The sequence below is a fragment of the Myroides sp. LJL119 genome, assembly GCF_054871605.1.
The window spans coordinates 413,630-437,894 of the sequence record NZ_JBTXLO010000002.1; the positions used below are offsets into that span (position 1 = coordinate 413,630).

13 protein-coding genes are annotated in these 24,265 nt (G+C 34.1%); 10 read left to right on the plus strand and 3 right to left on the minus strand.

What is annotated here, in order from left to right; genetic code table 11:
• Positions 1 to 315: 315 nt before the first annotated feature.
• Positions 316 to 1,080 (minus strand): class I SAM-dependent methyltransferase, encoded by a 765-nt coding sequence (locus ACYSNV_RS04700; RefSeq protein WP_461761410.1) that lies wholly within the window; start codon positions 1,078 to 1,080, stop codon positions 316 to 318.
• Positions 1,081 to 1,543: 463 nt separating this feature from the next.
• On the opposite strand from ACYSNV_RS04700, the gene ACYSNV_RS04705 reads away from it, so the two are divergent.
• Both ACYSNV_RS04705 and ACYSNV_RS04710 read left to right on the plus strand, forming a co-directional pair.
• On the plus strand, positions 1,544 to 1,882 hold the full coding sequence (locus ACYSNV_RS04705; protein WP_461761411.1) for an ArsC/Spx/MgsR family protein: 339 nt from the start codon (positions 1,544 to 1,546) through the stop codon (positions 1,880 to 1,882).
• A 358-nt stretch (positions 1,883 to 2,240) separates the two neighbouring features.
• Positions 2,241 to 2,465 (plus strand): CDGSH iron-sulfur domain-containing protein, encoded by a 225-nt coding sequence (locus tag ACYSNV_RS04710; protein WP_461761412.1) that lies wholly within the window; start codon positions 2,241 to 2,243, stop codon positions 2,463 to 2,465.
• A gap of 2,440 nt (positions 2,466 to 4,905) precedes the next feature.
• Here ACYSNV_RS04710 and ACYSNV_RS04715 read toward each other — a convergent pair.
• The gene (locus ACYSNV_RS04715; RefSeq protein WP_461761413.1) at positions 4,906 to 5,355 is read right to left on the minus strand and encodes a GNAT family N-acetyltransferase; all 450 of its coding nucleotides are present in this window, start codon (positions 5,353 to 5,355) and stop codon (positions 4,906 to 4,908) included.
• A gap of 824 nt (positions 5,356 to 6,179) precedes the next feature.
• Between ACYSNV_RS04715 and ACYSNV_RS04720 the strand changes: the two genes are divergently transcribed.
• The 8 genes from ACYSNV_RS04720 to ACYSNV_RS04755 all read left to right on the plus strand — a co-directional run bounded on the left by ACYSNV_RS04720 (position 6,180) and on the right by ACYSNV_RS04755 (position 23,354).
• Positions 6,180 to 7,247 (plus strand): helix-turn-helix domain-containing protein, encoded by a 1,068-nt coding sequence (locus ACYSNV_RS04720; protein WP_461761414.1) that lies wholly within the window; start codon positions 6,180 to 6,182, stop codon positions 7,245 to 7,247.
• Between the two features lie 2,289 nt (positions 7,248 to 9,536).
• Positions 9,537 to 13,964 carry a collagen-like triple helix repeat-containing protein gene (locus tag ACYSNV_RS04725; protein ID WP_461761415.1) on the plus strand — a complete coding sequence of 1,476 codons (4,428 nt, stop codon included), beginning with the start codon at positions 9,537 to 9,539 and terminating at the stop codon, positions 13,962 to 13,964.
• Position 13,965: 1 nt separating this feature from the next.
• A complete protein-coding gene (locus ACYSNV_RS04730) occupies positions 13,966 to 16,572 on the plus strand; it encodes a DUF7507 domain-containing protein (protein WP_461761416.1) in 2,607 nt (868 codons plus the stop codon).
• Between the two features lies 1 nt (position 16,573).
• Positions 16,574 to 17,839: a gliding motility-associated C-terminal domain-containing protein gene (locus tag ACYSNV_RS04735; RefSeq protein WP_461761417.1), complete on the plus strand. Its 1,266-nt coding sequence runs from the start codon at positions 16,574 to 16,576 to the stop codon at positions 17,837 to 17,839.
• Positions 17,840 to 17,851: 12 nt separating this feature from the next.
• Positions 17,852 to 18,784, plus strand: coding sequence for a PorP/SprF family type IX secretion system membrane protein (locus tag ACYSNV_RS04740; protein ID WP_461761418.1), 933 nt, complete (start codon positions 17,852 to 17,854; stop codon positions 18,782 to 18,784).
• A gap of 10 nt (positions 18,785 to 18,794) precedes the next feature.
• Positions 18,795 to 20,756 (plus strand): OmpA family protein, encoded by a 1,962-nt coding sequence (locus tag ACYSNV_RS04745; protein ID WP_461761419.1) that lies wholly within the window; start codon positions 18,795 to 18,797, stop codon positions 20,754 to 20,756.
• 642 nt (positions 20,757 to 21,398) lie between these two features.
• Complete coding sequence (locus tag ACYSNV_RS04750) at positions 21,399 to 22,277, plus strand: helix-turn-helix domain-containing protein (protein WP_461761420.1); 879 nt, start codon at positions 21,399 to 21,401, stop codon at positions 22,275 to 22,277.
• Positions 22,278 to 22,508: 231 nt separating this feature from the next.
• Entirely contained in the window at positions 22,509 to 23,354 is an 846-nt protein-coding gene (locus ACYSNV_RS04755) for an SDR family oxidoreductase (protein WP_461761421.1), read from the plus strand.
• A gap of 647 nt (positions 23,355 to 24,001) precedes the next feature.
• Here ACYSNV_RS04755 and ACYSNV_RS04760 read toward each other — a convergent pair.
• The gene (locus ACYSNV_RS04760; protein ID WP_461761422.1) at positions 24,002 to 24,196 is read right to left on the minus strand and encodes a CsbD family protein; all 195 of its coding nucleotides are present in this window, start codon (positions 24,194 to 24,196) and stop codon (positions 24,002 to 24,004) included.
• Positions 24,197 to 24,265: the final 69 nt, after the last annotated feature.

The following is a 24,265-nucleotide window of genomic DNA, read 5'->3' on the forward strand; positions in this document are numbered from 1 at the left end:
AAGATCAGAAAATCCAATATTAGTTTTCAATATTGGTTTTTAATTTTCTGATCTTAAATCCAAAGTCTATATAAAGGCGGTTAGTATTGTTTTATCTTGTAGGATACAACACTAGAATGCTATTTTAGAGATGCTTTAATCATGGCTTAAATGATTTTTTTTTTTAAGCTAAGTGCAATTTTAAAGTTTATACCTTGAAGGTTAAGCCATATAAATTCCTTTATTGTTACACTTAGCAAAGCGATCGTTTTTTTTTTAAGTATTTAGGCTTGTTAATCAAAGCTTATAAGTACTTTTTGGCAAAACCTAAAACTGTTACATAGCTTCAAAAGTCACGGTATGTGTTTGCGTATCTGGAGCCTGTAAATAGTTATAATTACTACTAATGGTAACCTTTGTGAAGCCTGCAGTCTTAAGGGCTAATTCAAACTCTTTTACACCCCAAAAGCGAAGGGAAAATAAATCAATCTCCGAATTGATTAGTCCTTTTTCATTGTCCCAATGTTCGTATCTAAGTTGAGAAACCGTTGTTTGTGATACGTAATTTGTTTCTACACGTGCTTCATTAAGTGTTAGTAGTCCCCTTGGTATATTCCATTGCCTAGCAAGAGTAGCAGGTTCAAAAAGTGAAGACAAAAGAGATAAATCAACAATAAGTCGTCCATTGTCTTTTAATGCTGATTTAAAGCGTTTTAAAACCGTAATAGATTCATTTACATCTGTGATTAGCTGAAATGAACCAGCAGGAATTATAATAGCCTCATAAGGTGTAGTGTGTGTGAATGTATGGAACATTTCTTGTTTAAAGTTTCCTTTTAGTCCTCTTTTTAGGCATTCTTGTTCACAATAAGCAAGCATTTCTGCAGAAGCATCGAAACCTTCTATATCAAATCCAGTTTCTAATAAAGGAATTAATATTCTGCCGTTTCCACAAGCAGGCTCTAGAATTTTTCCTTGTGTATTTTTTAATCTCTCACTGTAGTATTCCACATCTCCAAAAGACCTTCCAATAGGTTTATCAATATGATATACCCAAGAGGCTAGTGATCCATATCTATTGGTTAAAGTAGTGTTTTTCATATTTGTAAATAAGTTGTTGTAAACATAGAGAAAAAAGTGAAAAGCAAAAAACGTAAGCTTTAATTAATTTAAAAAAATAAAAGTGAAGACTTAGTAAGTTTCAATATCTTATACTGTAGGTACTCTTGGAACAGCAAGTAAATATCGTTTATTAAAAGGGAAGAGTGGTAATATTTTAACTTAGCTATTAAAGTTGTACTTTTTCATTTACTGTTTTTGTAAATCTCTTTTTATGTACAAGACAAACTTGTACCCTTATTTTGTTAACTATGAATTTGTGCGATTAAGGACTAATTATAGATAGGTCGCTATGGATACCAAAGAGGTCTTGATGTTGCTGTTTTTGAACTAATGAATATTAACTGTAATTTATTAAAATAACTTGCAGTAGTAAAATGATTTTTTAAAAATAGTAGATGAGACTTTTTTGTATTTTTACCAATATAAATTATGATTGTTAACTATGAAAATATACCACAACACTAATTGCAGTAAGAGCTGTAAGGCCTTGAATTTACTTTTAGAGAATAATTTTAAATTTGATATAAAACAGTATATCCATCAGAGTCTTACAAGGGAAGAGCTAATTGATCTTCTGAAAAAATTAGATATGCAACCTTTGGATATTATCAGAACAACTGATAGTTTATTTATCGAGAAATTTCAAGATAAAGAGTACTCTTTTGATCAGTGGATACAAGTTATAATAGAGAACCCAACTCTTTTGCAAAGACCTATCGTAGTTTTGGCAGATAAGGCTATAATTGCGCGTCCACCAGAAAGAGTACTGGAATTACTCTAAATACATCATAAATCTAACTTAAAGTAAATAAAGGGGAGGGGTAATGCAAAGTAGTAATTCCAAAAAGGTTAAAAACTCAAATTGGATATTTTTTTAAGATTGTTATGTGAAAATAGAGTTAGTTTCTATTGCATAATTATTTGCATTTTGCTTTACAGGACATTGGGTGTTAACATACTTTTTGTAGTATTTATTAAGTAGTTATTTACAAGGAAAGTATCTTGTTACTTTGTAGAGGTAAGTTTTAATTTTCTTGAAATAAAGAAGCTTAAAAGGAACGTTTCTAAATAGAGTTTCAAGTGTCAAAATAGCATTATTTATACTTAGTTTTGCTTTAAACTCATTACAATTAATAGATATGACTAAAACAAAACTTACCATTAATGATAATGGATCGGTAAAGATTGAAGGTGATTTCGAAATCGTTGATAAGCATGGTAACTCATACGGATTACAAGGAAGAACGATTGTTTCTATTTGCCGTTGCGGATTATCTAAAAACAAACCTTTTTGTGACGGTGCGCATAAAGGACATTTTGAACATAATGCAGAAGCATTTGACTTACCTCCAAAAAAAGCTTAAAGCACTTTATAAATTCTACACCCTCTAATTAAATTACTACTTAATTTGAGGGTTTTTTTATTATAGATATCGTTACCATGGTAGATAATTTAAACAACTAAAGTAATATCTTACATAAATATAGAAGGCTGGAAAACCCTCCTTTTTGAGTAGATCATTTTCTATTAGAGGCTGGAAAACCCTCCTTTTTTGGGTAAGTCTTTTTTCTATCAGAGGCGGGTAAACCCTCCTTTTTACGTATATCGTTTTTTATTAGAGGCGGGTAAACCCTCCTTTTTACGTATATCGTTTTTTATTAGAGGCGGGAAAACCCTCCTTTTTGAGTAGATCATTTTCTATCAGAGGCGGGTAAACCCTCCTTTTTACGTATTTGTTTATTCATCAAGGGCGGGAAAACCCTCCTTTTTAGCGTATATCGTTTTCTATCAGAGGCAGGAAAACCCTCCTTTTTGAGTAGATCATTTTGTCTCCAAGGCGGGAAAACCCTCCTTTTTGAGTAGATCATTTTGTCTCCAAGGCGGGAAAACCCTCCTTTTTTGGGTAAGTCTTTTTCTATCAGAGGCGGGAAAACCCTCCTTTTTGAGTAGATCATTTTGTCTCCAAGGCGGGAAAACCCTCCTTTTTACGTATTTGTTTATTCATCAAGGGCGGGAAAACCCTCCTTTTTCGCGTATTTGCTTTTTTTATCAAGGGCGGGAAAATCCTCCTTTAAGCGCATCTCTTTTTCTATCAGAGGCGGGAATACCCTCCTTTTTGAGTAGATTATTTTCTATCAGAGGCGGGAATACCCTCCTTTTTAAGTAGATCCTTTTGTCTCCAAGGCGGGAAAACCCTCCTTTTTACGTATATCTTTTTCTATCAAAGGCGGGTAAACCCTCCTTTTTGAGTAAATCTTTTTCTATCAAAGGCGGGAAAACCCTCCTTTTTTGGGTAAGTCTTTTTTCTATCAGAGGCGGGAATACCCTCCTTTTTTGGGTAAGTCTTTTTCTATTAGAGGCGGGAAAACCCTCCTTTTCGCGTATATCTTTTTTTTTGAGAGGCGGGAAAACCCTCCTTTTTCGCGTATATCTTTTTTATGAGAGGCGGGAAAACCCTCCTTTTTCGCGTATATCTTTTTTTTTGAGAGGCGGGAAAACCCTCCTTTTTCGCGTATATCTTTTTTTATGAGAGGCGGGAAAACCCTCCTTTTCGCGTATATCTTTTTTTTTGAGAGGCGGGAAAACCCTCCTTTTTCGCGTATATCTTTTTTATGAGAGGCGGGAAAACCCTCCTTTTTCGCGTATATCTTTTTTCTATCAGAGGCGGGAAAACCCTCCTTTTTCGCGTATATCTTTTTTTATGAGAGGCGGGAAAGCCCTCCTTTTTCGCGTATATCTTTTTTTATGAGAGGCGGGAAAACCCTCCTTTTTGAGTAGATCATTTTCTATTAGAGGCGGGAAAACCCTCCTTTTCGCGTATATTTTTTTCTATTAGAGGCGGGAAAACCCTCCTTTTTGAGTAGATCATTTTCTATTAGAGGTAGGAAAACCCTCCTTTTTACGTGTTTTTTTATTCATCAAGGGGGGAAAACCCTCCTTTTTTGGGTAAGTCTTTTTTCTATTAGAGGCGGGAAAACCCTCCTTTTTGAGTAGGTCCTTTTGTCTCCAAGGCGGGAAAACCCTCCTTTTTTTGGTAAGTCTTTTTCTATTAGAGGCTGGAAAACCCTCCTTTTTACGTATTTGTTTATTCATCAAGGGCGGGAAAACCCTCCTTTTTTGGGTAATTCTTTTGTCTCCAAGGCGGGAAAACTCTCCTTTTTGAGTAGATCATTTTCTATTAGAGGCGGGTAAACCCTCCTTTTTTGGGTAAGTCTTTTTTCTATTAGAGGCGGGAAAACCCTCCTTTTTTGGGTAAGTCTTTTTTCTATTAGAGGCGGGAAAACCCTCCTTTTTGAGTAGATCATTTTCTATTAGAGGCGGGTAAACCCTCCTTTTTCACGTATATCTTTTTCTATCAGAGGCGGGAAAACCCTCCTTTTTCACGTATATCTTTTTCTATCAGAGGCGGGAAAACCCTCCTTTTAGCGTATTTGTTTTTTTTATCAAAGGCAGGAAAATCCTCCTTTTTGAGTAAATCTTTTTGTCTCCAAGGCAGAAAAACCCTCCTTTTAGCATATTTATTCTTTGCTTAAAAGCGTTAATTAATTATTAGAACAGGAGACTGATTTGTTTTGATGATATATTAACTTCCAAAGTAAAGGGGTATAGACTTCTTAAAAAATTTGCCACAAAAATGAAGTGGAATATATAAGGGTTAATTTGCTTTATTAGGAATAATAAGCATTAGGGATAAATTGAATCTTTTAAAGCATGTGTACTAGCTTTTTTTGTTTTTGGTATACTTTAGTTTCTGGCGGTTATAAATCACAAAGAGTTTGTACGGTTAGATACCATATGATACACTAAGGTTTTAAACTTAATTTTAAAATCGGATAATCTCTACCTTGATCATCTTTTTCTGATCTATCAATGATATGAAAACCAAGCTTTTTATAAAATAAAAAAGCCTGGTGGTTTTGTTGATTAACATCCACTAGGTAAGCATTCTTGCATTTTATGGCGAATTCTAAGAGTTTTCTTCCAAAACCTTCTCTAAAGTACTTAGGATCTATAAATAGCATTTCTACTTTGTTTTTAAAAATACCAATAAACCCTAGTACTTGATCTTTAAAAGTCAAGCAATATATATCAAGTGTAGTAAAGTCCATGTTTTCAACTAGTTTTTTGATTTCGATAAAATCTTCCGCACTTAAAAAGTCATGAGTAGCTTTAACGGAGTTTTCCCATATATTAAGTATAGCGCTACGATATATCTGTTTGTAGGGTGTAATAGATAGGTTTGAGTCTAGCATCTTAAAATTGTTTATAGGATGTAAATATAAAAATTGTCTACCTAAAGGACATCTTTATAGTTTATAAAATAAAAGCATAAGGCTTAAATATCTTTATCGGAAAAACTATCCGTAAGACAGCTAAGGATCAATAATTGTAATTTTTACAGCCTTCTATATTCAAGGTTTGTTTTAATTTATAACGCTTAAAGCCTTATGGGGCTTTAATACCGGAGCTGTTTACAGTTCTAATTGGCAGTAAAAAGCTAGTGTCTTTAAAATTTAACAAGCTTTTGATTTCTTAATTTTGTTAAAATTAGTAATAAAAATAACGTTGTTTTTGTTTCAATTGTTATCTTAAATAGATAAATTATTATAAATTTCAACTTAAAACTTGTTTTATTTTTATTATATTTGTATTAAACCTTAACATTTAATTAAGGTGGGTAGGACTTTCCATATTTGTTTATGTAAGGTTCTTATAAAATAACAATATTCTGAATCGCCTTGTAAAGGTGGATTGGTAACTAATTACTTTTGTGATAGTTCTAAGGGTAATATCAAAGGGTGATATTCCAATTTATTGAAAATAGGATATTTTCTGACTCTGAAGCTTGTCAAAAATTAGTTTGTTTTATGTTTTTTATAATTGCCATGTTTTGTCATTTGTAGGTATATGTTAAAGCATGGAGCGCTATAGACGTGTCAAATAGTTAGGTTTTATTGAAACACGTTTTAAGAATCTAAATAGTAAGTTTGAAATCGTACGCCTAGCCTTTTTAGGGAATATTAGGATGTATTTTGTGGTTGTGCTAGTTTTTTAATTATAAAAAAAGTAAAATAAAATGAAAAATGAGATTGCCTTACGACAAGTTTCCGTAGATGATAGATTAATGCATGTTGTTAGTTTAATTTTCTATGGATTTCTTTCTGTTGCTTTATTTGTAGGTTTTTATTTAGGTAATATTATTTTTAATGATATTTGGAATAATACCCTTTTTACAGCAATTATGCTAATAGTTCTGGTACTAGCATATTCTAATCCTGATAATTCAAAACGACTTAAACTAGAGATTAGTTTCGTTATCATTTTAGGAGGCTTTTTGCTTGGACTGTTATTTCTGTATAACACTTATTGGTTGGTTTTCGAATTCATTAATGTGTTTACTGTACTTTACTTTTTGGTATATAGTCATTACTTTAAAAATAAGATGTTCATATACAGAGAGTGGTTCTATTGTATCAGTGTTTTAAACTTCTGTATCATTTTAAATTTAGTGCTCTTTAATAGTTATCTTCTAACTTATTTAGATTTATGGGGGCGATCTGCATTAATAAACAATATTATCAATCACTTTCAGGTTGGTTTACAAGGAGGGGTAATCATTATTATTTTTGGGACTTTTTTAATGTTCCAAAAAAAGATTTCAGGTCGTTTATGGCTGCGAGTAAGGTCGAGATTTAAAAAAATATATTCCTTTTTTAAGCCATTTAATCCCGTTGATATTCCCAGTGATCAGCCCCAAGGTAGTACCGAAAGCCCGAAGCCTCAAGAAACAAGAAGGAAGAAAAATAGTCAACAGGAAGTTTACAACTCTTTACGCCATCAGATAAGTAAAGAGATAATAGATAACAAGGCCTTTCTTAATCCAGATTTATCCTTAGATGGATTTGCTCAACATGTAGGTTATCCAGCTACTATAGTTCGCCGATATATTAGACAATCTAGTTCTGTGACTTTTAAAAACTATATAAATCGCTTAAAAGTTGAGTATGCTATCGAGCTAATAAAGGATAATAAGAATAAAATTAGTATTGAGGATTTAAGCATTATGGCTGGCTTTAATAATCGAATTAGTTTTTATCGTGCTTTTGTAACTGTTTATGGGTTTGCACCCTCAGAGATTACCTAATAGTATATCGATTATTACTTATTTTTTTAATTAATTCACATATTTATAGATATTTATATACTCAATGGGAATCTTAGAACTGTTCTTTCCTTTTTAGTAATCGTCTTTAAAAAGCAATATCTTAGTTTAAAAGGTTAATTAATTTGTTTTTGCTTTATTATAGACATGTGTGAGGGGTTAGATGAAACAGTGGATAATAATAAAGAAGATTTGTAGAGCATAAATATTTTATAAGCAATTCTTTACCTATAATGTTTTATGGTCTATTTTGTGTCCAAGGAGGGATTAAAATAAGTCTTTTTTGATATCTAAAGAAGAGTATTGTATATAAGCAACCTTGGGAATGTTTAGGGATCTTATTTTTATTTTCCTAGCCATAATTGTCCATAGTGTTTCGTTAATTTGAAGTAGGAGACAAAAAAAGACTTTTATATCACTTAATGGATAATTCCCATTATATAGCAAAGATCTATATATTAATACAAAGCGAGATTAATTTATAGGTATTTAAATAATAAAGACCTTGATCTTATTCTAAAGGGATATAGACTTTTAGCCTATATCAAAGATCTATCAATTAATGTAAAGCGAGATTAATTTACTGGTATATAAATAACAAAGACCTTGATCTTATTCTAAAGGGATATAGGCTTTTAGCCTATATCAAAGATCTATCAATTAATGTAAAGCGAGATTAATTTACTGGTATATAAATAATAAGGACCTTGATCTTATTCTAATGGATATATGCTTTTAACCTATATCAAAGACCTATATATTAATCTAAAGTCAGATTAATTTGATGATATATAAACACCAAGGGGACTAGATGTTTTTCTATAGTGATATAAACTCTTAGTTTATATCAAAGACCTAGATTGCTGTAAAGTGATACAAACTCTAAGTATCTATTAAATAATGATCTAAAACTGTATGTAATATATACCTGAGTATCTATTAAAATTGACTTCATACTTTTACATAAAACTAAGCTCTTTGCTTATTACATTAAAGTCAAACTTCTTAACTATTTCAATTAGAAACTTCCACTTTACTAGGGTTTAAAGCATTAATTGTTTTTTATCTATGGTTTGGTAGGCTTTTTTTGTCTTTTTTATTTAAAAGAAGGCTCTGTAAAGCAGTTGTAGGTTATTAAGTTGCAAGTCTTTTTTTTCTTACAGCACTTTTTTTATTCCTACATTCAAGTAATAAATGCAACGGGTAAAAAAAAAGCCAGCAGAAAGACTTTAATTAGTACAATGTTTTTTCAAATACGGTGGGTGGGTAAGTAAAATAGAAGTAATTCCCATAGATCAAGCAGGTATAAAAAGTGCTGTAGCCTATATAACTCTCTCTACTTTATAATAAAGGATATAGTTGGTCCTTTATTGCTGCAATATTTTTTAGGATACTTCCTCAATAGGCTTTATTTGCTTTGTTTTATTCTAAAAACAAGACAATCTAATTAGTTCTTAAACAACTCTTGAATTTAATTTAAAGGCATTGAGTAGGTCTAAAATGATCTATTTGTAAGTAAGGTTTTACAGAGTTGTTGTACGCTACTCCTTGTTTTTGCTTTCTCTTAGTCGCAAGACAATATATAAAGACAACTAAGGTCTTGTGATCTTATAAGAGTTTGATAGGTTTTTACTACCAGAATCCTAGAAAACAAAGCCAGTTAATATTTTTTAAGAATATAGAATCTACACTATGAAAATAAGAAAAGCCCTTTGTCTTGATAAAAGTGCTCTTTTTTAGACAATAATTAGTCTTTAATGAGTTGATTTTTAAATTTATACAAGCAAATTTTTTGCTTCTGGCTCTTATTTTTCTGTTTTTTTGGCTTTCCAAAAGAAAAAATAGGGGAAAAATTGAATTTGAAAAGCTCAAATAGAATTGTTTATTGTTGTTTTGATACTAAAACAAGTGATTTTTGTGCGAAAAAGTGAGAATGATAGATTCTTTAGTAAATAAAAAAATGCAAAGTATTAAAATACCTGACTTTTTAATTTTCCCAATGTTAATTATCGTGTCTTCAATGATAAATAATGGGCTATTTGATGCGTTTCGCGAATCAAATGCGGTTTTTGAATGGTTCTTTAACGTTTAATAAATATTTAAATTATTACAGTATTCTCTTATTTTAGTAGTTTTTGGTATAAAAAAAACATTTAAATAAGGGTGTTCATGCTTTAAATTATCAATTGTATACTGTTTTATGATATTGCGAAACAATTCTTAACATGACCGATAATAATTTTGCCTTCGTAAAACAAAAAGAAAAGTTTAATGAAGAAAATAATTTTACCCGCTGCTTTACTTGTATTTTCAAATTACATGTATGGCCAAGTTGGAATCGGTACAGCCAACCCAAATAAATCTGCCGAGTTAACTATTTTATCATCCGATAAAGGGGTATTGATTCCCAATGTTGCATTAGTTGACCACAAAGATAGTTCAACAATTGCAAATGGTAATGTAGAGAGTTTGATTATTTATAATACAACAACTACAGAGTATTTAAAACCAGGTTATTACTACTGGAATAAAGATACATGGCAACGTTTGGTTAATTCAGACGATATGAAAGTTTACATGGAATCTATTGTTAGCGATCAGATAACTGGTAAAGATGGAAAAGATGGTAAATCAGCTTTTGATTTATGGAAAGAGATTCCAGGAAATGAAAATAAAACCCAAGATGAATTTTTAACTGGACTTGTTGGAGCTCAGGGGATTGCAGGATTCCCAGGTCAAAGTGGAACCCCAGGTACTCCAGGTGAACCAGGTGGTCCAGGTAAAGGAGTTAATTTGGTTGTAAACCAAGACGGTTTATGGATCTATAACGAATCTACAGGTTCTTGGATTAATGTACATGGTAAAGATGGAGTGGATGGTAAATCAGCTTTTGATTTATGGAAAGAAGTTCCAGGAAATGAAAATAAAACGCAAGACGAGTTTGTAGCTGGACTTATTGGAGCTCAAGGTATTGCTGGTCTTCCAGGTCAAAGTGGAACTCCAGGTACCCCAGGTGAGCCGGGTGGTCCAGGTAAAGGAGTTAATATGGTTGTAAACCAAGATGGTTTATGGATCTATAACGAGTCTACAGGTTCTTGGATTAATGTACACGGTAAAGATGGAGTGGATGGTAAATCAGCTTTTGATTTATGGAAAGAAGTTCCAGGAAATGAAAATAAAACCCAAGAAGAGTTTGTAGCTGGGCTTGTTGGAGCTCAAGGTATTGCAGGACTTCCAGGTCAAAGTGGAACCCCAGGTACCCCAGGTGAACCAGGTGGTCCCGGAAAAGGAGTTAGCATGGTTATAAACCAAGATGGTTTATGGATCTATAACGAGTCTACCGGTTCTTGGATTAATGTACACGGTAAAGATGGAGAGAAAGGGGAAGATGGTAAATCTGCCTTTGAATTGTGGAAAGAAATTGCAGGAAATGAGACCAAAACCTTAGAAGAGTTCTTAGCTGGACTAGTTGGAGCTCAAGGTATTGCAGGACTTCCAGGTCAAAGTGGAACCCCAGGTACTCCAGGTGAGCCAGGAGGTCCAGGAAAAGGAGTTAGCATGGTTGTAAACCAAGATGGTTTATGGATCTATAACGAGTCTACCGGTACTTGGACTAATGTTCACGGTAAAGATGGAGTGGATGGTAAATCAGCTTTTGATTTATGGAAAGAAGTTCCAGGAAATGAAAATAAAACGCAAGAAGAGTTTGTAGCAGGACTTATTGGAGCACAAGGTATTGCTGGACTTCCAGGTCAAAGTGGTACCCCAGGTACACCAGGTGAGCCAGGTGGTCCAGGTAAAGGAGTTAGCATGGTTGTAAACCAAGACGGTTTATGGATATATAACGAATCTACAGGTTCTTGGATTAATGTACACGGTAAAGATGGAAAAGATGGTAAATCAGCTTTTGATTTATGGAAAGAAGTTCCAGGAAATGAAAATAAAACCCAAGAGGAGTTTGTAGCAGGACTTATTGGAGCTCAAGGTATTGCTGGTCTTCCAGGTCAAAGTGGAACCCCAGGTACCCCAGGTGAACCAGGTGGTCCCGGAAAAGGAGTAAACATGGTTGTAAACCAAGATGGTTTATGGATCTATAACGAGGCTACTGGTACATGGACTAATGTTCACGGTAAAGACGGAGTGGATGGTAAATCTGCTTTTGAAATCTGGAAAGAAATTCCAGGAAATGAAAATAAAACAATTCAGGAATTCTATACCAGTCAAACAGGAGAGAAAGGACAAGATGGTAAATCAGCTTTTGAATTATGGAAAGAAGTTCCAGGAAATGAAAATAAGACTCAAGAAGAGTTTTTAGCTGGACTTATTGGAGCTCAAGGTATTGCTGGACTTCCAGGTCAAAGTGGAACCCCAGGTACTCCAGGTGAGCCAGGTGGTCCGGGAAAAGGAGTTAGCATGGTTGTAAACCAAGATGGTTTATGGATCTATAACGAATCTACTGGTACTTGGACTAATGTTCACGGTAAGGATGGTATAGACGGAGTGGATGGTAAATCAGCTTTTGATTTATGGAAAGAAGTTCCAGGGAATGAAGATAAAACGCAAGAAGAGTTTGTAGCAGGACTTATTGGAGCTCAAGGTATTGCTGGACTTCCAGGTCAAAGCGGAACTCCAGGTACTCCAGGTGAGCCGGGTGGTCCAGGTAAAGGAGTTAGCATGGTTGTAAACCAAGACGGTTTATGGATCTATAACGAGTCTACAGGTTCTTGGATTAATGTACACGGTAAAGATGGAGTGGATGGTAAATCAGCTTTTGATTTATGGAAAGAAGTTCCAGGAAATGAAGATAAAACCCAAGAGGAGTTTGTAGCAGGTCTTATTGGAGCTCAAGGTATTGCCGGACTTCCAGGTCAAAGTGGAACCCCAGGTACTCCAGGTGAGCCAGGTGGTCCAGGTAAAGGAGTTAATATGGTTGTAAATCAAGATGGTTTATGGATTTATAACGAGTCTACCGGTACTTGGACTAATGTTCATGGTAAAGATGGTATCGACGGAGTGGATGGTAAATCGGCTTTTGATTTATGGAAAGAAGTTCCAGGAAATGAAGATAAAACGCAAGAAGAGTTTGTAGCAGGACTTATTGGAGCTCAAGGTATTGCTGGACTTCCAGGTCAAAGCGGAACCCCAGGTACCCCAGGTGAACCAGGTGGTCCCGGAAAAGGAGTTAGCATGGTTGTAAACCAAGATGGTTTATGGATCTATAACCAGGCTACTGGTTCTTGGATTAATGTACATGGTAAAGATGGAGTGGATGGTAAATCAGCTTTTGATTTATGGAAAGAAATTCCAGGAAATGAAAATAAAACAATTCAAGAGTTCTATACCAGTCAAACAGGTGAGAAAGGACAAGATGGTAAATCAGCTTTTGAATTATGGAAAGAGATTTCAGGAAATGAAAATAAGACTCAAGATGAGTTTTTAGCTGGACTTGTTGGAGCTCAAGGTATTGCTGGATCTCCAGGTCAAAGTGGAACCCCAGGTACTCCAGGTGAGCCAGGAGGCCCAGGAAAAGGAGTTAACATGGTTGTAAACCAAGATGGTTTATGGATCTATAACGAATCTACTGGTACTTGGACTAATGTTCACGGTAAAGATGGAGTGGATGGTAAATCTGCCTTTGAAATCTGGAAAGAGATTCCTGGAAATGAAAATAAAACCCAGGAGGAATTTCATAAAAATAATATTGGACAAAAAGGAGATAAAGGTGAAACTGGTGATGCTGGAAAATCTGCTTTTGAGATCTGGAAACAACAACCAGGTAATGCCAATAAAGATGAAGCGGCATTTTTAACTAGCATTAAAGGATCCAAAGGGGATACTGGAGCAAAAGGATCTAAAGGAGAGACTGGAGCAGGTGGAATTCCAGGAGCAAAAGGAGACAAGGGTGATGCTGGAAAATCTGCTTTTGAGATCTGGAAACAACAACCAGGTAATGCCAATAAAGATGAAGCGGCGTTTTTAACTAGCATTAAAGGAGCCACAGGTAATACTGGAGCAAAAGGAGACAAAGGTGATACTGGAGCAACTGGAAATCCAGGGGCAAAAGGAGACAAAGGGGATACCGGAGCAAAAGGAGACAAAGGAGACAAAGGAGACAGAGGTGAAAAAGGAAGTACAGGTGCAAAAGGAGATTCTGGATTCGCTTTTGAAGATCAACGTGATAAAAGTGGAGTGCCTGGTAAACCTGGAGCCTTCGATGGTCCAGCAGCAGGTGTTACCATTGTTGAGAATAAAAATGGAGTTTGGGTTTATAATCCATATAGACAGGAGTGGAAAAGTTTGCAAGCCGCACAGAAAGTTACCACTATAACCAATAATAAAAATGGTACTTATACCTATACGGCAGAGGACAACGGGCAAACATTGATTAATGCTGTTATGCCAAAATTCTTTTACATGCCACCGGTTGTTTTTGATACCAGAGAGAAAGGAAATTATACAAAAAACTTGTACGCATTATACACAGATCAATTCAAAAACACACTTGTTAGAAGTGAAGGAGCTTCCGCTAATATTCCAGTGGTTGATGTAGCGGATTTAGAATTCCACATTACTTATTATGATCAAAATGTTTTTGGAAATCTTAAAATTGATAAACAAGGAAATTTAACCTATACAGTATTAAATAATGCTTCAAAGAGCTCATTTATAAATATTGTGTTTGTTGTAAAAGATAAATAGAATGAAGCAAATAAATTTTTTAAATTATATCAGAAGTAAATTAGTCTTAGTAGTATTCTTTGTAGTTCAGATGACATTTGGATCATCTGTACTGCAAAGTACGCAAGGAGTTTCTGTGAATATTTTTCCAGAAACACTTTATGCTAAGATCGATGAACCTCTTATGGTAGATTTTGTAATTCGCAATGAATCATCTGTTGTGCTTAATAATCTACAAGTACAGATAAACTATAACGCTGGTTTTGATGTAATATCCAGTGATGCTGGGATATCTAGTCAAGTAAATCTTTGGAATGCCGGTAGTTTACAACCCGGGGAGACTAAGGTTGGTAAAGTGAATTTTCTTGTGAAAGTAGAGGGGCATTTAGAATTAGCTGCTATACTTCGCGAGGGTTCAACAACCCTATCCACACACAAGGTTGAAATAATCAGAGATTATGGAGATCTATGTGGTAATGCTACACCTGATTTTGCAATTGCAAGTTATGCCACTTTGGTTAAGACAAAAACAGGATTTCAAATTTGGGGTCCTTTAACAGGTCCAAAAGGAAGTTCTTATAATCATACTCCTACACAAATTGTTCCTTCTAAAGGATATAATTATGAAGGAGCTCCCTTACACGCAACTGTTGGAGGAGATTCTGGAGGGCACTATTTGTTAACAACCAAAGGACTTTACACTTGGGGTGAGGCAATTATTGATGCAAACAGAAGAGTTGGTGTATATGGTATGTTTAGCGCTTTAACAGGTGAGCAAGGCGAGCCTTTTTTTACAAAGGTAAAGTACTGGCCTTCTGAATTGGAGCCAAAAGATATTAAATTTCTAAGAGCCTCAGTTAATGTTGTTGCTATGGTAACTAATAAAGGAGAGGTATATATTTATACCAATAACTTTAATTTAAAAGGTAACCCGGAATCTGTGTCCGTGCCTTCAACTTATGGAGACAGATGGCACAAGGTTTTAAAAATGGATAATACACCTTTAACAGGTGTTAAATCCCTAGATTTAGGTATTAATTATGCTTATGCACTAACCAATGATGATGAATTATATACTTGGGGGGACCATGTTTTCACTGGAGCAGGTTCTATTGCTTTTGCTGCAAATAGAGCTTATTTGATGAAAAAACCGCCTTTAGTTGGCAAAATAGCCATGATAACCTCTGGAGGTCATGGTAAACCTTTGGTTAGTAATAATTTTGTACAAACTAGTTACTATGTTTTAGATCAGGCAAGTGGGATAGTATATGCATTAGGGTCTAATGGTTACGGGCAGTTAAGTCAAGGAGATAATTACAATGATTTTCTCTCGTGGACTCCTATAAAGACAACTAAAGGTGAAAATTTCACAGATATTGTTTTCATTAATGGAAGTACTGGAAATACCGGTAATGGTGCCCCAAGTTTTGGAGCAGTCCAAAAAAACGGAGAGGTGTGGACAGTAGGTATGAACAAATATGGTAAACTCGGTTTGCCACTTGATATTCTTTATGCTTCGCATTTAACAAAACCATTTGGCACCCAAGGACGTAAGATTACTGCAATTTACATGGGTGGATCTCTTAGTATGGCAATAGATGAAAACAGTACCAGGTATGGTTATGCTGGTCACCGATCCTATGGTAGTATGGGGACGGGTCTTACTCCCGGACTTAGTGATTATTATACTTACTTTAATTTCGAAGATACACCTGAAATTCAAGAGTTGTGTGCGATGTATCCTCAAGGAGAATTAGAACTCATAAAATATGGTGAGTATCAAGATACTAACAAAAATGGACGTATAGATCTTGGAGATCAAATTATATATCGTTTTACATTAACCAACAAAACCAACCAGGTATTATCTAATATAAATATAGAAGATCCCAAGTTATCTGAAATAAAATGGGATCAACCTTTACTTGTTGAATTAAAACCAAATGAAGTTTATAGTGGATTTTATGGGGTATATCCAATAACAAGAGATGATATAGATAGACAAGGAGTCTATAATCTTGCCACTGTTACCGCTATGGGTGAATCCGGCTTTACATTTAGTAATATATCGCGTTCTGCTCAACCTGAGCTTCCATCGGATCCTGGGTTTAATCCGGAGTGTTCCAGTTGTACTTTTGTTGAATTACAAGGAAATAGCCTTGTAGAGTTTACCAAACAAGGTGAGTTAATACAATCTGATTTGCCTAGAGATGCTTATGTGGGCCAACGAATAACTTTTACTTTTAAAGCTTCTAATATTGGGGAGAAACCCTTGCGAAATGTTGTTATAACCGATAACCTTTTAGGAGTAACTCTAACGAATCCCCTACAAGGAGATACAAACAATAATAATATTTTAGATGTTGGAGAAACATGGCTTTACAAAGCAGATAAATTGGTTACCCTTGAGGATATCCAGCGTGGTGCGGTTTACAACATAGCTAGGTTTACGGCTGAAGAAAACGATAAAACCGTCTATAGTGTTATGTCGGTGGATCCAAACCCAGTTGATCCAAACACACCAGGCCACCCGGGTGTAGATCCGGATTGTCCTACCTGTACCATTGTACTAATAGATGGCGTATTGCAAGTTATTAGTAATTCTAACGTATATCAAAGAGTTCTATAGTATGAGAAATAAGCTAATTTTTATAGGAAGTTTGTTTGCTAGTTGCACAGCGTTTTGTCAAGAGCAAGCCATATTTGTCAACCTTGGAACCCTAAGTGTTGGACAGCAAAGTACATTGTCTAGTCTATATGATTTTTCAAACAAGGAACAAGCTGTTGTTAAAAACGATGGTAAAACAATTTATTACAGTGACTTTAACAACGATAATTTATATTACCATTCTACTGGTAAAACCAGCGCCTTGGCTGTGTTTAATCCAGTAAATCAAGGACAGAAACAGATAATTTCTGGTCTTGGTACAACGGATTTTTACGATGTTGTTTTTCAAGGAGAATCTCCTGAAAGTAGTTTTGAATTGCAAAGTGAGTGGCGAGTTTTTAATTCGGTTGATTTTCAAAATGGAATTGTCAGGGTTGACTCCCTAAAGGGAATGTTAACCCTGGAGAATTCCGCGGTTGTAAAAACAGTACATGATAAGGGACACGTTCAAGGATTTGTTGAAAAAATTGGGAATCAAGATTTTAGTTTTCCAACTGGTGACAAAGGGAATTATAGAGGAGCTAGTATTAGCTCACCTTTGAGTAAAACAGATATCTATCAAAGTAAATATATCTTGGATGACAAGGCCTTTTTCTTAGAAAACAATCAATTGTCAGGGGTTATAAATACCCTTAATGATACAGAGTATTGGATTGTAGAGGCAAGTAATAAAAATAGTAAACAAGGAGTTGTTCTTACTCTTAGTTGGAGTGATTCCACTACTGCACAACCTATTTTACAAGATAACCTAGAGGACCTTCATGTGGTTAAATGGGATCAGAAACAGAAACTATGGGTAGACCAAGGTGGAATTGTTGATTTACAAAACAAGACTGTTACAATTCCAACCAGTATTCAAGATTTTGGTGTCTTTACCCTGGCTACAGTTAAAAAACAATGGTTGTTAGAGGGAGATGTAGTGATATATAACTTCGTGTCTACTCATGCAGATGGTAAAAACGATTACTTTAAAATAGATAATATCCAACGATTTGAAAACAACTCTGTGGAGATATTTAATCGTTGGGGAACAAAAGTATATTCAACCACGAATTACGATAGTAATTCAAATGTTTTTAATGGCTATTCCAACACTGGTGGAAAACTTGGTTCTGTTCAGAAGTTACCCTCGGGTACATACTACTATATTCTAAACTATGAATATAAAGATAAAACGGGAAGTAGACCCGTTAAAAAAGCAGGTTACCTACACCTGGAATCAAATTAATAAAATTATCTAATGAGAATTTATAATAAAATAAAATTACTGGGAATATGCCTACTTTTTGTAGGCAGTTTCCAAAATATTCATGCCCAGCAAGATCCACAATACACCCAATATATGTATAATACGAGTCAAATTAACCCAGGTTATGTGGCCAGTAAAGATGTACTTTCTATTTTTGGTGTTTATCGTACCCAATGGGTTGGTTTACAAGGGGCACCTAAGACCACTAATTTGGCTCTTTCAAGTCCTATTTCTAATAATGGTCTTGCTTTAGGGGTGAATTATACCAATGATCGTTTAGGGGCAATGGATGAAAATACGGTTTCTTTAAATCTAGGATATAGTATAAATATAGGTTATGATTATCATTTGGCCTTTGGACTTAAAGCATCTGCAAATATGCTAAATGTGGATTATTCAAGGCTACATATATATGATCAAAGTGATCCGTTTACCCAAAATAACATAAGCAATAAATTTACTCCCAATATTGGGGCAGGATTATATTTATATTCCGATAAAATGTATCTAGGAGCTTCGGTACCACAATTTTTGAGTACTACAGCTTATGATGATAATCAAATCACCACCATGCGTGAGAAGATGCACTTTTATTTAATGGGAGGTTATGTGTTTGATATTAATTACAATATTAAATTAAAGCCAGCATTTTTGTTAAAGACTGTTCAAGGAGCGCCCCTGCAAGTGGATTTATCGGCCAATGTACTGTTTAATGAAAAATTCACCTTAGGAGCTGGTTATCGTTGGGATAGTGCTTTAAGTGCCCTGGCAGGTTTTCAAGTAAATCAAAATATTTTCATAGGTTATTCGTATGATTTTGAGACAACCAAGTTGGCTCATTACAACTCAGGATCGCATGAAATCTTTTTAAGATTTGAATTGTTTAACTCCAATAAAAGGATTAATACACCGCGTTTCTTTTAAAAAAGCTGCTATGAAAATAAATCATTACTTAAAACAATTTGGATTGTTGGTTGTTTTTTTTGCCACAGCAAGCCTTTGTGGTTACGCCCAGGTTAACAAGCACCAAAAGGCGGATCAGAAATATGAGAATTATGCTCTAATTGATGCAATCCAACTCTACGAAAAGGCTATTGAACAAGGTCAGATAAACCAACAGATATTAGAAAAACTAGGGGATTCCTATTATTTTAATGCCAAATACGATCAGGCCAGTAAATGGTATCAAAGCTTATTTGAGCATCAATACCCTGGTAAGAACCTAGCCTTAATTCAGCCTGAGTATTATTATAGATATGCTCAGAGTTTAAAAGCTACACAAAAATACGATAAAGCAAGGCTTGTTATGCAAGAGTTTGCAAATTTACAAAAAGATGATCTGCGCTCTTTACTATTTGTAAAAGACCCGAATTATATCGAAAAATTATTAAATCAAAAACAAGAATATCAAGTAAAAGTCTTGGATATAAATAGTCCCTATTCGGACTATGGAGGAGTTGTTTATCAAGATGGGATTGTTTTTACCTCGTCTAGGGCTACCAATTCGGCCTTGAAAAAGGATTTAAACCCTTGGACCAACCAAGCTTATTCGAGTCTATATATTTCACAAATTAGTCCACAGGGTGATTTTTCACAGCCAAGACTGTTTATGCCTGAATTAGACTCGGAGTTAAATGATGCTAGTGGAGTGTTTACACAGGACCAAAAAACTATTTACTTTACTAGCAATAATGCTAAGAAAAACGGTAAACCAGCTTTGGATAAGCAAAACACTTCGTTGTTAAAGATATTTAAAGCCAGCCGACAAGATGATGGCACTTGGGGTGAAGTAGTGGAGTTACCCTTTAACTCGGATAGCTATAATTGTGCACACCCAGCTTTGTCTGTTGATCAAAAATGGCTGTACTTTAGCTCTGATAAACCTTCAAGTATTGGTAGTTCTGATCTATATAGAGTTCAGATTCATCAAGATGGGACTTATGGGATACCTCAGAATTTAGGAAACCAAATAAATACGCCCGGGAGAGAGGTTTTCGGATTTATATCTAAAGACAATTATCTATACTTTAGCTCCGATGGGCATCCAGGGCTTGGAGGGTTGGATGTGTTTCGGGTTAAAATTAATCCAGATAACACCTTTGGTGGGGTTGTAAACATAGGCCAGCCTATTAATAGTAATGCAGATGATTTTGCTATTTATTACAATAGTGACTCCAAAAACGGTCTGGTGAGCTCTAATAGGGAATCGGTGAACTCGACCGATAATATCTATTTATTTGAACAAATACCATGCTGGGAACCTATTAAAGGAGTTGTCAAAGAAAAAGACAATGATATGCTACTTAAAAGTGTTATGGTGTCAATCTATGAAAAAGAAGGTGATTTAGTTCAACAGATACAAACCGATGAAAGGGGCTATTTTCAAACTAAAGATTTGCCCTGTGATAAGAAATACAGAATTTACATACAAAATGAATTTTATAACGATTATGAGAAGTTTGTTAGCAGTTCAAAAGACGTAATAAACCTGCAACTAGATCGTTCGGTAATACCTGTCAAGCAAGATGATGATTTGTTTAAACAGCTGAATCTCAAACCAATATTTTTTGAATTTGATAGTTATCTTATTACTCCACAAGCATCTGTAGAGTTATCTAAAGTAGTACAGGTTTTAAATCAGATTCCTACTATGGTGATTCAGATTCGATCTCATACAGATAATATTGGAGATCAGGCTTATAATGAACTCTTGTCTTGCAAACGAGCACAAGCAACAAAAAATTGGATTGTAAGCCAAGGAATTGCCCCTGATAGAGTACAGGCAGTTGGTCTTGGGCAAAGGGAACCTGTTGTTAAGTGCAACAAGCAAAAATCTTGCAGTCAAAAGGATCATCAATTAAATAGAAGAAGTGAATTTATTGTTGTTTTACTTTAAGTTTAATATAATTTGTTTGTTTTTTTTTTCACTTCGCTTTTAATTTTTGAATGGTAGTTTTTCTCCATTTTAAAGACTACTAAACAAATCAAGGTAAGTTGTATTGCGTTTATCGCTTTATAATTTGCCTTGTCTTGTTTTAACCCTATTGCTATAGAAATTCCAAGTGTTATAGAAATTCTAAGGGTTATAGAATAACGAGTTAGGGTGAAGGAAAAACAGGAAAACCTTTAGGGTAATTGTCAAAGTAACTGGTTAAGTTAGCATGATTTTGTATTGATATCCGCTAGCTTTTTACTTTGTTTCTATTTTTACTTTAGTTTAAACTATATGGTATTATTTAGCTTATTTTATCAAATATGGTTTTAAAAAATTCTTTAGGCTTCTTATAAAGTTAAACCTATTATTTATATGTGTTTTATAAATATTTTCTGGATGACTTTGAGTTTTCTAGTACATTATGTAAAAGGATGGTAAATACAAATAGTACCTTTTGAGAAAGGTGACTATTTTTAATTAAAATACTCATTTAAGTGTTTTTATTAAATTTTTGTTATTTAATAAATCATTTAGATGTGTTTTTTTTATTTTGTAATTCATTAATATTTCTCTTTAAAGAAAGGAAAATCAAAAAATGCTTCAATGAGACCCCAGCAAATTAAAAGTTTTCAATTAAAACATGGACTTGTACACGAAATAGAAATAGTGGATTTACAAGAATTATTTCAACGAGCTAATACTATTTTAAGCTCCCCGGTTAATGTTGAAATTTACGTTATTGTACTTTTAGAACAAGGAGAGGAGAGTCATATGGTGGAGTTTAAAACCGTTAGAATGAAATTTAATTCTATTGTGTTTTTCCACAAACATATCATTCAGCAATTTGCTCCTGATAAAAATAGTACCCTGCAAGGAATAGCAATTTTATTCTCCGAATCCTTTTTTGTAAAGGATAAAAAAGATTTTCTTTTTTTAAATTTCAATAAGCTCTTTAATCCCAATATGCCTGTTGTAATAAGGCAAGATGCTCAAAAGATGAAAAGTTTCGGGGCTTTAGTAAAACAACTCGAGCAAGAATTGGAAAAGCCAGAGGATTATCTAAAACGGTTTGTACTAAAGAACTTGTTACACAATTTTTTGTATCACTGTCAAAGAGAAGCAGACTCTATCGGGGTGACTTCTTATAATGACCTACAGACGGATTTGGTAATGCGATTTTATCAAAACTTAGAGGCTGGTTATTTAAAAGAACACCATGTTTTACATTATGCTAATCAGTTGGGAGTTACCCCAAAGATGTTAAATCTTGCTACCACAAAAGTTCTAGGTAAAACCATTAAGCAAGTTATTGATCAAAGAATAGTACTTGAGGCTAAAAGACTTTTAGCAAATAGTGATATATCAATCAAAGAAATTAGCTTCTATTTAGGTTTTGAGGAAGCGACCTATTTTGTGAGTTATTTTAAAAAGCATAATCAGTGTACTCCTTTAGAATTTAGACAAAAATTCAAAAAAGAATAAAACCTTCATAAAACTGCCTATAATCATCATTTATTAGCAATCAAAGTGCTGTAGCTTTGTTACAGGTTAAAAGAATAAAATATTTCTGCTTTTATAAAAACAGTTTACCTCTAGGTTTTTTAATCCTTTAGTTGTGTTTTTAGCAAGCAAATAAATTAAGTAGTTTATTTTTTTACCAGCGGTGTAAAAATAAGCCGAAGTTAAAAAATGTTTGAATATAAATCTTTCAATATGAATAAGATAGCAGTTAGCGCAGCCAGTGGACAATTAGGAAGACTCACCATTCAGTATTTAAAGAAAATTATCGATAAAGACAATATTATTGCCTTGGCTCGTAATCCAAAAAAAATAGCTGATTTACAAGTAACAACAAGAGCTTTTGATTATAACAAACCCACCGAATTGATGGAAGGTTTACAAGGGGTGGATGTCCTGTTTTTAATAAGTTCAAATGAAATAGGTCTTCGTGCTGCTCAACATAAGAACGTTATTTTCGCAGCGAAACTATCCGGGGTAAAAAGAATTGTGTATACCAGTATTTTACACGCTTCGAGCTCTGAATTAGCAATGGCTAGTGAACACCGAGCCACCGAACATGAAATTATCCTTAGTGAGATACCTTATACCATTTTAAGGAATGGTTTTTATATCGAGAATTATGCCATGTTTATTGATAACTCCCTTCGTACAGGTGTGTTTATAGGTTGTGCTAAAAACGCATTGATTTCAGGGGCCTCTCGAGCAGATTTTGCCCAAGCTGCAGCTATGGTATTAACCTGTGAGGGGCATAATAATAAAATTTATGAATTAGCCGGAGATTACCCCTTTACACTAAAGGAATTTGCAGCAGAGGTATCTAGACAAGCCAAAATGGATATCCCTTATGTAGATTTAAGACCAGTAGTTTATGCCAAAATTCTAGTAAGTCAAGGGGTCCCTATAGAGCTTGCGGGTATTATTGTGGATTGTGATACCAAAGCTAAAAAAGGGGCCCTTTTTTCAACTGATAATTCCCTGTCTCTATTATTGGAAAGGTCAACTACTTTGATGCAGGATGTAATTGCCGATTATCTATAGGTGGTATTGAATTTATCTACCTAAAGAGGTCAACTACAATAATTATCTTGATTAGTGAGGGGCTTATTTATTATAAGTGTTGTATAATAACTGTCCTGTTATCTTGTATGTTGCTTTTTAAGCACAGGGTATTTTTTATAAATGCCCTGTGTATTAAAAAAACAATTCAGTAAACTCTCTTTTTTATAGTTACAGGCCTAACCAAGAAAGTCATAGCTACTTAAAAACAAGTGTAAGTAATTGTTTTTATTGCATGCAGATTTTTTAGGTGAAAGCCTGTTTATAAAAACAGTAAGTTTTTAACCCACAAAAGTCAGTAGTAAGGTTCTTGATATGATCGAAGTAACATTAGCCAAGTTACATGGGTGTTATATACAAGACAAATAGAATTAATGCCATAAATAAATACTGAAGTTAGTTAGTATACCAATGCACTTGCCTTTTTAATGGGACCATTTTATGGTAAGTAGAAATAAATAGTAGGTGAGTTTAATAAATACCCCATATGGTAAGTGTTTATTGGTATATGTTTTAAATACTAAAAACAGACTATAAAAAAATAGCCTGTTTTTATATTTATAATTACATTGTAATTATGCAATTTTCTGGTCCTTTAAACAAAGTAGGTGAAGTAAGCTAAAGTTTTATTAGTCTTCTTTCCAATTTTGAATTTCCTTTTCTATTTCTTGGCGTGTTTTTCCGCTTTTTTCTTGTAGCTTTCCAAGGACTTCATCAAATTTACCTTCAGCAAATAGTTTTTCATCATCAAACCACTGGCCATACTTTTGTTTAAAAGCTCCTTTTATGCGATTCCATTTTCCTTCTAATTCTAATTTGTTCATAATTTGTGTTTTTGGGATTAATATTGTTTTTATTTTCTCTATAAATCTAAAAAAGTATTACATACTTAA